Consider the following 15,168-nt stretch of genomic DNA (forward strand, 5'->3'; position numbering starts at 1 on the left):
CACGCGCGTGCGGCCGTAGTCGGCGAGCAGCGGTTGCAACGGCACCGACGACAGCACGCGCTCGACCGACGGTACGCGTGCCAGCACGGCATTCAGTTCATTCAAACCCGGTTCGGTCACGTCGTGGTGGCTCCAGTCTCATGCTTCGCAGTCGGCCGAAGCCGGCGCTCGCGCACCGCCTCCGGCCCCGTGTCGTCAATCCGCTTCCCGCGACACATCCGGCCACAGCAGCGGATTCGGCGAACTGCGCTGGTAGCCGGCCTCGTTCATCAGCAGATCGAGCGTGAGACTCGCGAGATCGTCCGCCAGCGGCTCGAACTCGTAGTCCTTCTCCTGATAGCCGATCTTGCGATAGGTCTTGCATTCGTCGCACGATTCGGCCTTGACGGCTTCGCTGCCGCCCTCGATCCCGTGATACGCGATGCCCTTCGTCGAATCGCAGTGCGAGCACTTCGTGCGCACCATGTGCCACTCGGTCGTGCACAGCCCGCATTGCAGGAAACGGTAGCCCTGGTACTGGCCGCCAACCCGCACGACGCTCGCGACCGGATGCGTGCCGCACACGGGGCACAGCCCCGGCTGGTCGAGATACGGGACGTCGGCCGGCGACACGCGGCTGGCGAGATCGGTCCAGACCACCTGCAGCGCGGCCATCAGGAACGGCGCGGTGGCCGGGTCGACTTCGGCGAAGCGCAGCGCGAGGATCGCGTCGGCCTGCGCGTCGAGTTCGGCGGGCGCCATCAGGCGCAGCCGGTCGAGCAGCTTCGCGAGCTGCGGGTTGACGAGCCCCGCGCCTTCGACGCGGTCGAGCAGTTCGTACAGCACGGCGCGCCAGCGCGGATCGCGCTGGCCGTCGAGCGCCGGCACGAGCGGCATCGAATGCTGCTGCGCGCGCGCGATCGCTTCCTTCGACGGCAGCGGCAGTTCGAGCGTTTGCAGTGTCGCGTGCTGCGCATCGGCGACGGTGGCCATCAGCCGCAGGTAGCCGCTGATCGGGTTCAGGTCGGCCAGCTTGCGCAGCCGCGCGGCGCGCGCCGAGAACGCGGTGGCGCGCTCCGGCAGGCGAAAGCGCGGGATGGCCGAATGATCGAGTGCCGAGATCTCGGTCGGTTCGAGAATGCGTTGTGTCACAGAAATGTCTTCCAAATAAACAAGCGCCGACAAGTCGGCGCTTCAGGCGGTTCCGACGGCTGACGGGCCGGCCCGCCGCGCTCGGCGAGCCGCCCCGCTCCGGTGCGTTACTTCACGCTTTCACGGAACCACTTCGGGTGATGCTTGCGAGCCCAGCCCAGCGTGACGGTGCCGCGCACCATCGCGCCGATCGAGCCCTTCACCCACAACGCCGCGTAAATGTGCACGATGATGCTCGCGATCAGCACGAAGGCCGCCACGGCATGCACGACAGCGGCCGCGCGGATCACCCCGATCGGGAAGTAGAACGAGAAGTAGCGCCGCCAGATCACGACTCCCGACAGCAGGAGCAGCAGCAGGCACGCCACCAGCGTAAAGAATAGCAGCTTCTGCCCGGCGTTATAGCGCCCGACCGGCGGCAGCTTGTCTTCCTGGTTGGTCAGCACGTCGCCGATCTGCTTGAGCCACTGCCGGTCGTCCGCGTCGAGCGCGTTGTGGTGCCAGAAGCGCACCACCAGGATCGCGAACGACACGAACATCACGAGGCCGACGAACGGATGCAGGATCCGCGTCCACTGGCCGCCGCCGAACAGCGCGGTCAGCCAGAACATCGACGGATGAAACAGCGCGAGCCCGGACAGCGCGAGCAGCACGAACGTGATCGCGGTGATCCAGTGGTTCGTGCGCTCGTTCGCCGAGTAGCGGACGATCAGGTTGGGGTCGTCGTGTTTCATTTCGCGTCCTCCTTGATGCGTCGCGCCTCGTCGCGCGCGGCCGATTCCTCTTCGTCGCTCACCTCGTTCGGACCGACCCGGACATAGTGGAAGAACCCGGCGAGCGCGGTCAGCGCGATACCGGCGACCGCGAGCGGTTTCGCGATCCCCTTCCACAGCTTCACCATCGGGCTGATCGACGGGTTGTCGGGCAGCCCGTGGTACAGCGACGGCTTGTCCGCGTGGTGCAGCACGTACATCACGTGCGTGCCGCCGACGCCCTGCGGGTCGTACAGCCCCGCATGCTCGAAGCCGCGCTCCTTCAGGTCCTCGATCCGCTCGGCCGCGTGCTGCTTCATGTCCTCCTTGGTGCCGAACACGATCGCGCCCGTCGGGCAGGTCTTCACGCAGGCCGGTTCCTGGCCGACCGCGACGCGGTCGGAACAGAGCGTGCACTTGTATGCGCGATGATCCTTCTTCGAGATCCGCGGAACGTTGAACGGGCAGCCGGTCACGCAATAGCCGCAACCGATGCAGTTCTCCTCGTGGAAATCGACGATCCCGTTGTTGTACTGCACGATCGCGCCCGGCGACGGACACGCCTTCAGGCAGCCCGGATCCTCGCAGTGCATGCAGCCGTCCTTGCGGATCAGCCACTCGAGGTCGCCCGCCGGGTTCTCGTATTCGGAGAACCGCATGACCGTCCACGAATGCTCGGTCAGGTCGGCCGGGTTGTCGTACACGCCGACGTTGGTGCCGACCTCGTCACGCAGGTCGTTCCACTCCATGCATGCCGTCTGGCATGCCTTGCAGCCGATGCACTTCGATACGTCGATCAGCTTCGCGACGCTCCCGGTCACCGGTTCGCGCACCGTGGGCGGTGGCGTCGTGGTGGCCGAGACGCGCTTGATATCCAGCGATTGCAATGCCATCTCTTCCCCCTTACGCCTTTTCGACCTTCACCAGGAACGACTTGAATTCCGGTGTATAGGAGTTGCCGTCGCCCACGGACGGAGTCAGGGTATTGGCGAGATAGCCGGGCTTCGTCAGACCCTTGAAGCCCCAGTGCAACGGGACGCCGACCGTCTGGACCTTCTTGCCGTCGACCGTCAGCGGCTTGATCCGCTTCGTGACGAGGGCGACCGCGATGATGTAGCCGCGCTTGGACGACACCTTCACGCGCTCGCCATGCGCGACGCCGACTTCCTTCGCGAGGTCTTCGCCGATCTCGACGAATTGCTCGGGCTGGATGATCGAGTTCAGCCGCGCATGCTTGGTCCAGTAGTGGAAGTGCTCGGTCAGCCGGTACGTCGTCGCCACGTGCGGGAAATCCGCCACCTTGCCGAACGACGCGCGGTCGTCCGGGAACACGCGGGCAGCCGGGTTGTTCAGCGCCTGCGGGTTGTTCGGGTGCAGCGGGTTCGCGTCGAGCGGCGTCTCGAACGGCTCGTAGTGCTCGGGGAACGGACCTTCGTTCATCCCCGCGCGGGCGAAGAAGCGCGCAACACCTTCCGGGTTCATGATGAACGGCCCCATCCCGTTTTCGGGCGATTCGTCCGCCTTGAAGTCGGGAATGTCGGCCCCCTTCCACGCGCTGCCGTTCCAGCCGATCAGCTTGCGGGTCGGATCGAACGGCTTGCCGGCGACGTCGCACGAAGCGCGGTTGTACAGGATCCGCCGGTTCGCCGGCCACGCCCACGCCCAGTTCAGCGTCTGGCCGATGCCGGTCGGGTCGGAGTTGTCGCGCCGCCCCATCTGGTTGCCGGCCTGCGTCCATGCACCGCAGAAGATCCAGCAGCCGCTCGCGGTCGTGCCGTCGTCCTTCAACTGCGCAAACGCGGCCAGCTGCTCGCCCTTCTTCACGAGCGCCTTGGACGGATCCTTCGGGTCGGGCAGATCGGCGAGCGCCTTCCCGTTGAACTCCATTGCAAGCTCTTCGGGTGTCGGGCTTTCCGGGTTCGCATACGGCCAGGTCAGGTTGACGATCGGATCCGGATACTTGCCGCCGTCGGTCTGGTACATCTTGCGCATGCGCAGGAACAGCCCCGACATGATCTCGAGGTCGCTACGCGCCTCGCCCGGCGGCTCCGCGCCCTTCCAGTGCCATTGCAGCACGCGGCTCGAACTCACGAGCGAACCGTTTTCCTCCGCAAAGCACGTGGTCGGCAGACGGAACACCTCGGTCTGGATCTTCGATGAATCGACGTCGTTGTAGTCGCCATGATGCTTCCAGAACTCGGACGTCTCGGTCGCGAGCGGATCCATGATCACGAGCCACTTCAGCTTCGCGAGGCCGGCTGCCGTCTTCACCTTCGACGGCGACGCCGCAAGCGGGTTGAAGCCCTGGCAGATGTAGCCGTTCATCTTGCCGGCATTCATCAGCTCGATCACCTGCAGCAGGTCGTACTGCTTGTCCAGCTTCGGCAGGTAGTCGTAGCCCCAGTTGTTCTCGGCGGTCGCCGAGTCGCCCCACCAGGACTTCATGAAGCTGACGTGGAAGGCCTTGTAGTTCTTCCAGTAGCTCAACTGGTTCGGCCGCAGCGGCAGCTGCACGCGCTTCTTGATGTAGCCGTCGAAATCCTGCTCGGACTGCATCGGCAGCGTCATGTAGCCCGGCAGCAGGTTCGACATCAGCCCGAGGTCGGTCAACCCCTGGATGTTCGAGTGGCCGCGCAGCGCGTTCATCCCGCCGCCGGCGATGCCGATGTTGCCGAGCAGCAGCTGCACCATCGCGCCGGTGCGGATCATCTGCGCGCCGATCGAGTGGTGCGTCCAGCCGAGCGCGTACAGGATCGTGCCGGCGCGGCCGGGAACGGCGGTGGTCGAGAGCATCTCGCACACCTTCAGGAACTTCTCCTTCGGCGTGCCGCAGGTCTGCTGGACCATGTCCGGCGTATAGCGCGCGTAGTGCTGTTTCAGCAGGTTGTACACGCAGCGCGGATGCTGCAGCGTCGGGTCGACCTTCACGAAGCCGTCGTCGCCGCGCTCGTAATCCCAGCTCGATTTGTCCGGGTACGCGTGCTTCTCCGCGTCGTAGCCGGAATAGATGCCGTCGTTGAACGCGAAATCCTCGCGCACGATGAACGAGAAGTCCGTGTAGTTCTTCACGTACTCATGCTGGATCTTGTCGTTCGTCAGCAGATAGTTGATGACGCCGCCCAGGAAGACGATGTCGGTGCCGGTGCGGATCGGCGCGTAGTAGTCGGCCACCGAGGCCGTACGCGTAAAGCGCGGGTCGACGACGATCAGCCGCGCCTTGCGGTGCGCCTTCGCCTCCGTCACCCACTTGAAACCGCACGGATGGGCCTCGGCTGCATTGCCGCCCATCACGAGAATCACGTCCGCGTTCTTGATGTCGACCCAATGGTTCGTCATCGCTCCACGGCCAAACGTCGGGGCAAGACCTGCCACCGTCGGGCCATGTCAGACACGCGCCTGATTGTCGAATGCGAGCATCCCGAGACTGCGGACAGTCTTGTGCGTCAGGTAGCCGACCTCGTTGCTGCCCGCCGACGCGGCCAGCATGCCGGTGGTCAGCCAACGATTGACCTTCGCACCGTCTTCCGCCGTCTCGACGAAGTTCGCGTCGCGGTCGGCCTTCATCAGCTTCGCGATGCGGTCGAGCGCGTCATTCCACGAGATCGGTTCCCACTTGTCCGAACCGGGCGCACGATACTCGGGGTGCGTCAGGCGACTCGGGCTGTGGATGAAGTCGATCAGGCTCGCGCCCTTCGGGCACAGCGTGCCGCGATTGACGGGGTGATCCGGATCGCCCTCGATGTGGATGATGCTCGGCTGCGCATTCTTCGCGCCGTCTCCGAGGCTGTACATCAGGATGCCGCAACCCACTGAACAGTAAGGACAGGTGTTGCGCGTTTCGACTGTGCGCGCCAGCTTGTACTGTCGGACTTCGGCGAGCGCTTCGGATGGAGAGAAGCCCATCAGGGCTAGACTCGATCCGGCAAGCGACGTAGCCGTCACCTTCAGGAACTGGCGCCGGGACATTTGTAGCATGGCTGGTCTCGGCGTTATTGTGGGGGTGGGGAAACTGAAAGGAATTATAGACAGTTCGCGCAACTATGTTCGAATCCTCGGATCAATACTGAATTGTCTGATTACCCACGATGATCCGCGTTCCGCGCACAACCGAACCGTCATGAAACGACAGATCACCTCCGAAGCCACCCGTCTGGCGCAACAACAGGCCAACTGGGCCCTCACCGCGTTCAAGCGCTTCTCGGCCGACCGCTGCTCCGCGATGGCCGCCGGCATCGCATTTTTCTCCGCGTTCTCGCTCGCGCCGATGCTCGTGATGGTGATCGCGGTGGCCGGTTGGTTCTACGGCGACGATGCCGCGCGCGGCCAGGTGTTCGAACAGGCGCATCAACTGATCGGCGACGACGCGGCGGCCAGCATCCAGACGATCGTGCAGAACGCGCACCGCGCGGGCGAGCGTGGCGGCCTCGCAACCTTGATCTCGTTCGCCGCGCTCGCGATCGGCGCGTCGGCCACCTTCGCGTCGCTCAGCGCCGCGCTCAGCGTGATCTGGCCGGCCACCGAAAGCCGCTGGTCGAGCATGCTCGGGCTCGTGCGCGTGCGGCTGATCTCGTTCGGGCTCGTGCTCGGCGTCGCGTTCCTGCTGATCGTGTCGCTCGTGCTCGACACCGCGATCACGTTCGTCGGCACCTGGCTGCTCGGCAATTCGCCGTATGTGATCGTTACGAACCTCGTGCAGTTCTTCGTCGGCATCGCGGTGCTCGCGGCTGCGTTCGCGTCGTTGATGAAGTTCCTGCCCGATGCGCGCGTCGCATGGCGCGACGCCGCGATCGGCGGCATCGTGTCCGCGATCCTGTTTTCCGGCGGCAAGAAGCTGTTCGCGCTGTACCTCGCGCATGCGGGCACCGCCAGCGCATTCGGCGCGGCCGGATCGTTCGCGGTCCTGCTGATGTGGCTGTACTTCTCCGCGATCGTGCTGCTGCTCGGCGCGGAATTCGCGGCGGCGCGCGGCAACGCGCATCGGCTCGCCGGCTCCACCGCACCGGCCGCTTCTGTGCAAGCCGATCGCCCCACCGATCGCCTGCGCGACGACTGACTCGCCCCGTTCGCCGCACCGCCGCACGACCCCGCACACCTGTCCGCCTCGTTGCAACCACGCTGCCCGCCACACATGCGCGTGGCGTTGATGCGTTCTTTGCATGACCGCGCAATCGCCGCCGCAATCGCAAACGTTTGCCAGCCCTTGTTTTTGTGCGCCAACGGGCCGAAATCGGCGAGATGCTGCCGTGTGCATCACCTGTTGAAACAATCGCGCCGCAGCAATTGTCAACTATTTCAAAAATAGGAACAGTTGTTGATGTGCTTGATATATATGGACTTTTTCACGCTGTTACCTTTTCGAGACACTTTATTTTTTAAGCTTTCTTGCGTCTATGGCACTGAGCTATTCTCCAATCCGCAACAAATAACGATGAATCACTTGCGTGGAGAAACTCAACGATGAAGAAACTTGCTCTCTCGACCCTCTCGCTCGCCCTGCTGGGCGCCGCCGGCGCTGCTCAGGCACAGTCGAGCGTGACGCTGTACGGCGTGATCGACACGTCGATCACCTATGTTCACGCTATGTTCACGGTAACGCAGGTCAAGGCAACAATTCGTGGTCGATGGGTAGCGGCAACCTGCAAGGCAGCCGTTTCGGCCTGAAGGGTTCCGAGGACCTCGGTGGCGGCCTGAAGGCGATCTTCCAGTTGGAAAACGGCTTCAACTCGGCATCGGGCGCACTGGGCCAGGGTGGTCGCATGTTCGGTCGCCAGGCATTCGTCGGCCTGCAAAGCAACCAGTACGGTACGGTCACGCTGGGTCGTCAATATGACCCGCTCGTCGACCTGGTTCAGGCAGTCACGGCTGACAACTACTTCGGCAGCGTGTTCGCCACGCCGGGCGACGTCGACAACAACGACAACAGCCTGCGCGTCAGCAACGCAGTGAAGTACACGTCGCCGGTCTGGGCAGGCCTGCAAGTCGAAGCCATGTACGCATTCGGCGGTGTTGCCGGCGCAACCGGCAGCGGCCAGACGTGGTCGGCAGCAGCAGCCTACAACAACGGCCCGCTCGGCCTGGCTGCTGGCTACTTCCACGCCAACAACTCGGCTCCGATCACCGCCGGCACGCGTTCCGGCTGGACCGGCTCGTCCGACGCAATCTTCGACGGCGATCCGGGCACGACGTTCATCAACAACGCATTCACGTCGTCGTCGTCGATCGGCATCGCACAAGTGGCCGGCCAGTACGCATTCGGCCCGGTGACGGTCGGCGCCGGCTACAGCAACGCACAGTACAAGTCGGATGGCAGCTCGGCGTTCGGCACGAACCAGAAGTACAACACCGGTCGCGGATTCGTGACGTACCAGGCATCGGCACCGCTGCTGCTGGGCCTCGGCTACATCTACACGAAGGGTAGCGGCGACAACAACGCCAAGTACCATCAGGTTTCGCTGGGCGCGGACTACTCGCTGTCGAAGCGCACGGACGTCTACCTGGTTGGCGCGTACCAGCACGCAAGCGGCAAGAACGCGGACGGCAGCGATGCGCAAGCGTCGATCGGCTCGTACGGTATCGCCGGCAAGAGCTCGCAAGAGCTGGTCGCACTCGGCCTGCGCCACAAGTTCTAAAAACGACGTACCCGGCGTGCATGGCGTCTCCGACGCCTTGCCGCCGAACTGGAAAGCCAGTCATCGGTTTCGGCCGTGGCTGGCTTTTTTTTCGTCCGTCGCCAGCGGGCCCATACGGCCTGCAGCAGCCGACGGTCGATTGCCGAACCGATGCACGTCCATCGGCCGGCAGCGGCGCCTGAGGGCTGCCATGCGCCGGAAACGCGCTTTTCCGAGGCCGGGTTCCCTCGCTGTGTGCGCGCCGGACGACTACCATCCGCACTGTCGGTGCCACCGACCCGGTGCGACGGCCGTTCGCCCCGGCGTGTCGATTTCGATGGCCTTCATCCGTCGTATCGAGGTCGGCACGCGATGTGCGCCCCGGCCCATACAGACAGGAGATTCGCCATGACGATTCAGAAGATCACGCCCTTCCTCTGGTACGCGGCGGAAGCCGAAGAAGCCGCCGGCTTCTATGCGGGCATCTTTCCGGATTCGCGCGTCGTGCGCGTCACGGCGGTGCCCGGCACCGACGGCACGCGGATGGTCGAGTTCGAGCTGTTCGGGCAGCCGTTCTTCGCGATGAGCCACCCGCGCACCGAGACGTTCAACCACACGATCTCGCTGCTGGTCAGCTGTGCCGATCAGGCAGAACTCGACCGCTACTGGAGCGCCCTGCTCGACAACGGCGGCACGGCCGACGCCTGCGGCTGGCTGAGAGACCGCTATGGCGTCTCGTGGCAGATCGTTCCGGAAGCGCTGATCCCGATGATGTCCGACCGGGACACGGTCAAGGCCGCGCGCGTGGCCGCCGCGATGATGCAGATGATCAAGCTCGACGACGCCGCGCTGAAGGCCGCCTATGCCGGTACGGCGGGCTGACGTGGCACGCCGCGCGGCGACAGCGCCTGCGCGATGACGCACCGGGTCGCCGACCGGCGTCCGGCTCGATGGCATGCGTGTGCGGCTGCGTGTGCGGCTGCGACTGCGGCTGCGGCTGCGTGTGCGTGTGCGTGTGCGGCTGCGGCTGCGACTGCGGCTGCGACTGCCGTGCAAGGACCCGTGACCCTCATCGGTGTCGTCCGCAACGCGATCACGTTCGAGGCATCTGTCGCGACGCCGACAGCATCGATTCGACGGTCCGCCGCGCATGGCCGATGAATGCGGCGATGGGTTCGCCCGACAGGATCGCCGCGCCTTCCTCGCCGCCGAGATAGGCGGCGCGCGCAGCCGCTACAACCAGCCGGTACGTGTCCGGCAGGCGCGCCAGCACCCATGCCGCAGCGACGTCCTTGGGCGCGATCCTGCCGGTCGCGGCGCTGTACCAGATGCGCGTGAGCGCGAGCACCACGTTGCACTCGTCACCGCGCCAGTTCGGTTCGGTATTCCATTGAGCAACGGTCGCCAGCAGCGCGGCGACAAAATCGTGCGCGGGCACCGGCTCGAGCAGCGCGGCGGCCGGCGGGCCGGCCAGCACGACACTGTGCTGTCGCACCTTCGTCAACAGGATCGCCAGATCGTGATCGACGAGCGCCGGCTCGACGATGCCGGCTTCGAGGTCGCGACGCAGCCACTCGCCGAACTGCAGTTCGCGCCGCGCCGGATGACGCCACGGCACGACTTCATCGTGCGCGACGACCGTCACTTCCAGTGCGCGCATGCCACCGGCGCGACCGGGCGGCACCGATACCGCGAGCAGGTCGCGCATCAGCGCGCGCCGTGTCGAGTCGTCGGGCCGGGCCGACACCGTCACCAGCAGGTCGATGTCGCTGCGCGGCTTCAGTCCGCCATCGAGCGCCGATCCGAACAGGTGGATCGCCTTCAGCGTCGCACCGAGATGCCGCTCGATCGTGTCGCACGCGGCGGCGACCTGCGCTGCGATTTCGTCGGGAATGGATTCAGTCACGATGCGTGTGTCTCGCGATGGTCGCGCAACAGGTGCAGCGAGCGCGACGGGTCGCGACGGATCGACCGCGAGCACGGACGACGATACCGTTCGTCATCGCGCGTGCGCGGCATGCCATCCCGCGTGCGTCACGCGTCGAACCGGGCATGCCGCCCTTGCGCGGCCTCACGGCCGCTGCCGCGCGATTGGCGCAGCGCAATAAAAATCCCCGCACGCTTTCGCGTACGGGGATCGTCGGACATCGCAACGGCTGCCGACATGCATTCGGCGCCGTTGCGCGGCATTACGCTGCCGCGTCCTTCAGCTTCTTCAGCGCACGTGCCTTCACGCGCACGCTGGCCGGCTTTGCCGGGAACCAACGCTCTTCGCCCGTGAACGGATCCTTGCCGAAGCGCTTCTTCTTCGCCGGCACGACTTGTGCCGTGATCTTCAGCAGACCCGGCAGCGTGAACTCGCCCGCGCCCTTCTTGTGGACCGAGCCCAGCACGACGTTCTCGAGTGCGACGAGCACTGCCTTGACAGCCTTCACTTCGACAGCTGCGCGCTCAGCGATGTGCGTTGCGAGCGATGCCTTCGTGAACTTGTCCTTCAGCGGCGTCGGAGCAGCCGGTGCCGCCTTCGCGACAACCTTCTTGGCCACTACTTTCTTCGCGGGCGCAGCCTTTTTAGCAGCCACTTTCTTGGTGACCGGTGCGGCAGCCTTCTTGGCCACCTTTTTTGCGGAAGTCGCCATGTTTCTCCTACCAGGTGTGGTCGTTGGATACACGAAGCGTGCAACGCGCGCGCTTCAACGCCGGATTCTACAAGCGCCTTGACGCTTCGTGCAGTACTTTTATGCGTTTTCGCGGGGTTTCCCGCAGGTTTTTTTGCATGCGACCGATTTCATCGGCGCTTAAGCATCAAAAAACGCCTTCACGTAGGCACCCGAATGCGAATTACGTTCGATATTTGCGCACCTATACTGGGCTCGCTCAATGCCCGGATGCCGCCATGCGCGAAGCCAGATACGTCAAAGGACTCGACGGCCTGCGAGCCCTCGCCGTCATCCTCGTTTTCCTGTCCCACAAGGGCCATGTCCTTGCCGTCGACGTCGGCAAGCTTGGCGTGTGGACGTTTTTCCTCATCAGTGGATTCCTGATCGTCGGCGAGCTGCATCGCAACCGTCAGGCGGTCGAGTGCGGCACCATGACGCGCCGCCATGCGCTCGCGCTGTTCCTCGCGAAGCGCGCGCTGCGGATCTTTCCCGTGTATTACCTGCTGCTCGCCGCGCTCGCGATCGCGCACGCGCTGTTCTACCAGCGCGGCGTCAACCTCGGGCTCGCGTGGCACGCGGTGTTCCTGTCGAATTACTGGATCGGCGTCGTCAAGGACGGCTGGCCCGGCTCCACGTCGCACTTCTGGAGCCTCGCGGTTGAACAGCAGTTCTATCTGATCGCACCGCTCGCACTGCTCGCGGTGCCCGCCGCGCGACACGTCGCGCTCGGCATCGCGGCCGTCGCGCTGTGCGCGGTCGCGCATCTCGCGCTCTACCTGTCCGACGCGTCGCCGGTGCTGATCTATGCGTTTTCCCCGTGGAATTTCGCGCTGATCGCGCTCGGCGGTGTCGGCGCGATGGCGCTCGCCGATCGCGGCGCGGCTGCCGTGCGGCGAATGCCACCCGGCTGGCTCGGCGCGGCAGGCGTCGTATTCTTCCTCGTGCTGCCCGCGTGCACGGCGTTGCCCGACGCGATCGCGGGGCTCGCGGATCTCGGCCTGTCCGCATCGCTCGGCGCGCTGCTGCTGTGGATCGTCAGCGAACCCGAGCATCCCGTCGTGGCGCTGCTCGACTGGGCGCCGCTCGTCTATCTCGGCACGATCAGCTACGGCTTCTACCTGTTCCACAACCTGATTCCGGCACGCTTCGGTGTACTGCCCGCGCACGTCGCGCACCTGGCCATACCGGAAATCGTCCGCGAAGCGCTATCCGAGATGCTGCAATTCGCGCTCGCCGTGCTGCTCGCGCATCTGTCCTGGCGCTATCTTGAAAAGCGGCTGCTCGACTTCAAGAAGCCGGTCGCCGCGATGCTGGCCCGGTATTTCGTCGCACGGCCGGGCACGTCGGCGCGTTGAACGCCACACCGACGCGGCAACGATCGAACGGGGAAACCGCGATACCGGCCACGTCCGGACGCTGACGTGCGACGAGCGACGCGACGCGTCGCGTCGCTTAGCGTCAGCTTCCAGCGCCGGCAGAACCGGTGCGGTCACGAACGTCGAAGTACATCGCGCAATTGAAGAACCGCCGATCCGGTGTCCCGGTCGCCTGCCGCGGCACCGGTTTCAGGCTTGACGCGCGTTCTTGTCAGAGCGCCCCGCTCCACACGCGGCACAGCACTCGAAGCAAACCCGCCACCGCAAACTCGCCGACGGCACGCACCTCGATCACGCATCCGGCACCCGCACACGCACACGCAAAAAAGCCCCGGCGCGCGAGCGGCCGGGGCCAACGGAACAACCACCACCTGAAACAACGGAGCGCGCGGCTGCTTAGGCGACAGCAGCCAGCGCGGGCAAGCAGGTACGCAGGTAGGCCTCGAATTCGCGGCTCACTTCCGGATGCTGGAGCGCGAGCTCGACGGTGGCCTTGAGATAGCCGATCTTGCTGCCGCAGTCGAAGCGCGTGCCGAAGTAGCGATACGCGAGCACCTGCTCGTTCGCGAGCAGCGACTGGACCGCATCGGTCAGCTGCAGCTCTCCGCCGGCGCCCGGCTTGAGCTTGCGCAGGTGATCGAAGATCGTCGGCATGAACACGTAGCGGCCGACCACGCCGAGATTCGACGGCGCATCTTCCGGTGCGGGCTTCTCGATGATCCCCGACAGCTTGATGACGTCCTCTTCCCATTCGCGGCCTTCGACGACGCCGTAGGAACGGCTGTCCTCGCGCGCGATCGTCTCGACCCCGATCACCGAGCTGTGATAGTGGTCGAACACGTCGACGAGCTGCTTCAGCACCGGCTGTTCGCCGTGCAGCAGGTCGTCGGCGAGGATCACCGCGAACGGCTCGCCATGCACCAGCTTCTCTGCGCACAGCACCGCATGGCCGAGGCCGAGCGCTTCCGGCTGGCGCACGTAGAAGCAGTTGACGTTGCTCGGCTTGATGCCGCGCACGAGCTCGAGCAGCTTATCCTTGCCGCGCGCCTCGAGCTCGGCCTCGATCTCGTAGGACTTGTCGAAATGATCCTCGATCGCGCGCTTGCTGCGCCCGGTGACGAAGATCATCTCGGTGATACCGGCGTTGATCGCTTCCTCGACCGCGTACTGAATCAGCGGCTTGTCGACGACGGGCAACATTTCCTTCGGGCTCGCCTTCGTTGCCGGGAGGAACCGCGTGCCGAGACCGGCAATGGGGAACACGGCCTTGGTGACTTTCAACATGTTCGCATCCTGATTGCGTTGACTGCGCCGCGTCGACCAGCGACCCGGCGCGATTGTGTTCCGAACGGCATATCGAGAATCGACGGTACTGCCAATTCGACTCCGCTCATTTTCGATATGGACTGATTGCCCAATGATTCCGGAAAAAATATAATCCCCTCAACCCGGTCGATATTGCCGAACCGAGTGCCGAAGCAGAAACAAATTACCGATTTTCCAGATACAAATTCTTACGATTCGAATTCCTCGATATAGGGCACGCCGCCCCGTTCGAGACCCGGGCGAATCGGTTCGTTCTTCAGCGCCTCGCGGTACGCCGACAGCACGGCCATGACCAGCAGTACTGCAGCGCTCGCGATCCAATGCATGTCCATCTTGCCGCTCCTTGCATCAATCAACTGGAGCTTCAAACTATCAGAAAAAAATCGGCAAATAATTGACCCGCCTCGCGGAACCGCTTTCTGAACGCGATAAAACCATGATGTGGAATTTCGATATTTCCCGGCGAGATTTTTTTATTCATTGATCGAATTCTTGCGCATTACGATTGGATGAAACTTCCCGTCCATCCGTCGCAAGGAATCGAATCGCATGCAAGCTCTCAGCGGATCGTCTCTGACCGCGCCGCCCGTCGCCGATCACAAGGAACACGTGATCGACGCGATGCGCGGCTTCGCGGCGCTGCTCGTCGCCTATTTCCACTGCCGCCAGGTCGTCTGGGTCGGCATGCAGAGCTTCCATCACGCTTACGGTCATGCACTCACCCCGAGCGCGATCGCCGGTTACCTGACCTTCCCGTTCGCGTGGGGTTCCGCCGGCGTGCCGATCTTCTTCGTGATCAGCGGCTACTGCATCCACCGCAACGCGGCGCTCAAGCTCTCGGCCAATCCCGCGTACCGGCTCGACGCGCCGAACTTCTGGGTGCGCCGGTTCGCACGCATCTACCCGGTGCTGCTCGCCGCGCTGCTGTTTACGCTCGCGCTCGACTCGGTCAGCCTGCAGATCGAGCCCGTCAGCCACAAGATCCGCGACGTCGGCCTCGTCGCGTTCCTCGTGAACCTGTTCTCGCTGCAGGGTGTCGCCGGCTACACGTACGGGTCGAACGGCGCGCTGTGGACGCTGTCGCTCGAAGTGCAGTTCTACGCGATCTATCCGCTGCTGTTCGCGATCCGCCGCCGCATCGGCATGCCGGCGGTCGTGGCCGCGGTCGCGCTCGTCAACGTCGCGTCGGCGTGGCTGCTCGAACGGCACGACCTGCAGTTCTTCACGTCGTACTGGCTGTCCTGGACGATCGGTGCGTGGATCGCCGACGTGCGTGCGCTGCTGGCGCGCGGCGGTGGCGCGGCCACCGTGCCGA

Annotated in this window: 13 protein-coding genes and 1 pseudogene; 5 read left to right on the forward strand and 9 right to left on the reverse strand. The window is 64.6% G+C overall.

What is annotated here, in order from left to right; all coding sequences use genetic code 11:
• From JYJ84_RS13560 to fdnG, 5 genes are all read right to left on the reverse strand, one after another.
• A partial coding sequence (locus JYJ84_RS13560; protein ID WP_205189222.1) for a hypothetical protein occupies nucleotides 1-120 on the reverse strand: 120 nt, incomplete at its 3' end.
• A 75-nt stretch (nucleotides 121-195) separates the two neighbouring features.
• Complete coding sequence (gene fdhE / locus JYJ84_RS13565) at nucleotides 196-1,131, reverse strand: formate dehydrogenase accessory protein FdhE (protein ID WP_174976662.1); 936 nt, start codon at nucleotides 1,129-1,131, stop codon at nucleotides 196-198.
• Nucleotides 1,132-1,238: 107 nt separating this feature from the next.
• Nucleotides 1,239-1,865 carry a formate dehydrogenase subunit gamma gene (locus tag JYJ84_RS13570; protein WP_039370262.1) on the reverse strand — a complete coding sequence of 209 codons (627 nt, stop codon included), beginning with the start codon at nucleotides 1,863-1,865 and terminating at the stop codon, nucleotides 1,239-1,241.
• Nucleotides 1,862-2,776, reverse strand: a complete 915-nt coding sequence (gene fdxH, locus JYJ84_RS13575) for a formate dehydrogenase subunit beta (protein WP_043177545.1) — start codon at nucleotides 2,774-2,776, stop codon at nucleotides 1,862-1,864. The genes JYJ84_RS13570 and fdxH overlap by 4 nt, the downstream gene beginning before the upstream one ends.
• A gap of 10 nt (nucleotides 2,777-2,786) precedes the next feature.
• Entirely contained in the window at nucleotides 2,787-5,858 is a 3,072-nt protein-coding gene (gene fdnG / locus JYJ84_RS13580; RefSeq protein ID WP_175222916.1) for a formate dehydrogenase-N subunit alpha, read from the reverse strand.
• A gap of 142 nt (nucleotides 5,859-6,000) precedes the next feature.
• Between fdnG and JYJ84_RS13585 the strand changes: the two genes are divergently transcribed.
• The 3 genes and pseudogenes from JYJ84_RS13585 (at nucleotide 6,001) to JYJ84_RS13600 (ending at nucleotide 9,373) form a co-directional block, all read left to right on the forward strand.
• The gene (locus tag JYJ84_RS13585) at nucleotides 6,001-6,936 is read left to right on the forward strand and encodes a YihY/virulence factor BrkB family protein (protein ID WP_175222915.1); all 936 of its coding nucleotides are present in this window, start codon (nucleotides 6,001-6,003) and stop codon (nucleotides 6,934-6,936) included.
• 404 nt (nucleotides 6,937-7,340) lie between these two features.
• Nucleotides 7,341-8,512: pseudogene (locus JYJ84_RS13595) on the forward strand (porin).
• 387 nt (nucleotides 8,513-8,899) lie between these two features.
• Nucleotides 8,900-9,373 carry a VOC family protein gene (locus tag JYJ84_RS13600; RefSeq protein ID WP_122949247.1) on the forward strand — a complete coding sequence of 158 codons (474 nt, stop codon included), beginning with the start codon at nucleotides 8,900-8,902 and terminating at the stop codon, nucleotides 9,371-9,373.
• 211 nt (nucleotides 9,374-9,584) lie between these two features.
• Here JYJ84_RS13600 and JYJ84_RS13605 read toward each other — a convergent pair whose 3' ends face one another.
• A complete protein-coding gene (locus JYJ84_RS13605; RefSeq protein WP_175222914.1) occupies nucleotides 9,585-10,397 on the reverse strand; it encodes an AadA family aminoglycoside 3''-O-nucleotidyltransferase in 813 nt (270 codons plus the stop codon).
• 283 nt (nucleotides 10,398-10,680) lie between these two features.
• Nucleotides 10,681-11,130 carry an HU family DNA-binding protein gene (locus JYJ84_RS13610; RefSeq protein ID WP_122949246.1) on the reverse strand — a complete coding sequence of 150 codons (450 nt, stop codon included), beginning with the start codon at nucleotides 11,128-11,130 and terminating at the stop codon, nucleotides 10,681-10,683.
• 257 nt (nucleotides 11,131-11,387) lie between these two features.
• Between JYJ84_RS13610 and JYJ84_RS13615 the strand changes: the two genes are divergently transcribed.
• Nucleotides 11,388-12,506: an acyltransferase gene (locus tag JYJ84_RS13615; protein WP_175222913.1), complete on the forward strand. Its 1,119-nt coding sequence runs from the start codon at nucleotides 11,388-11,390 to the stop codon at nucleotides 12,504-12,506.
• A 417-nt stretch (nucleotides 12,507-12,923) separates the two neighbouring features.
• Here the strand turns inward: JYJ84_RS13615 and galU are convergent, their stop codons facing one another.
• Together galU and JYJ84_RS13625 are read right to left on the reverse strand one after the other, a co-directional pair.
• Complete coding sequence (galU, locus tag JYJ84_RS13620; protein ID WP_175222912.1) at nucleotides 12,924-13,811, reverse strand: UTP--glucose-1-phosphate uridylyltransferase GalU; 888 nt, start codon at nucleotides 13,809-13,811, stop codon at nucleotides 12,924-12,926.
• Nucleotides 13,812-14,041: 230 nt separating this feature from the next.
• The gene (locus JYJ84_RS13625; protein WP_006479318.1) at nucleotides 14,042-14,185 is read right to left on the reverse strand and encodes a hypothetical protein; all 144 of its coding nucleotides are present in this window, start codon (nucleotides 14,183-14,185) and stop codon (nucleotides 14,042-14,044) included.
• Between the two features lie 217 nt (nucleotides 14,186-14,402).
• Between JYJ84_RS13625 and JYJ84_RS13630 the strand changes: the two genes are divergently transcribed.
• The coding region (locus JYJ84_RS13630; protein WP_205189221.1) for an acyltransferase at nucleotides 14,403-15,168 on the forward strand (766 nt) is incomplete at its 3' end.

Source organism: Burkholderia sp. LMG 13014 (assembly GCF_905232215.1).
Classification (GTDB): domain Bacteria; phylum Pseudomonadota; class Gammaproteobacteria; order Burkholderiales; family Burkholderiaceae; genus Burkholderia.

Excerpts from the sequence above, each read along its gene's own strand:
- JYJ84_RS13570 (WP_039370262.1), bottom strand. The coding sequence starts at position 1,865 with ATGAAACACGACGACCCCAACCTGATCGTCCGCTACTCGGCGAACGAG.
- fdxH (WP_043177545.1), bottom strand. The coding sequence starts at position 2,776 with ATGGCATTGCAATCGCTGGATATCAAGCGCGTCTCGGCCACCACGACG.
- JYJ84_RS13585 (WP_175222915.1), top strand. The coding sequence starts at position 6,001 with ATGAAACGACAGATCACCTCCGAAGCCACCCGTCTGGCGCAACAACAG.
- JYJ84_RS13600 (WP_122949247.1), top strand. The coding sequence starts at position 8,900 with ATGACGATTCAGAAGATCACGCCCTTCCTCTGGTACGCGGCGGAAGCC.
- JYJ84_RS13610 (WP_122949246.1), bottom strand. The coding sequence starts at position 11,130 with ATGGCGACTTCCGCAAAAAAGGTGGCCAAGAAGGCTGCCGCACCGGTC.
- JYJ84_RS13615 (WP_175222913.1), top strand. The coding sequence starts at position 11,388 with ATGCGCGAAGCCAGATACGTCAAAGGACTCGACGGCCTGCGAGCCCTC.
- galU (WP_175222912.1), bottom strand. The coding sequence starts at position 13,811 with ATGTTGAAAGTCACCAAGGCCGTGTTCCCCATTGCCGGTCTCGGCACG.
- JYJ84_RS13625 (WP_006479318.1), bottom strand. The coding sequence starts at position 14,185 with ATGGACATGCATTGGATCGCGAGCGCTGCAGTACTGCTGGTCATGGCC.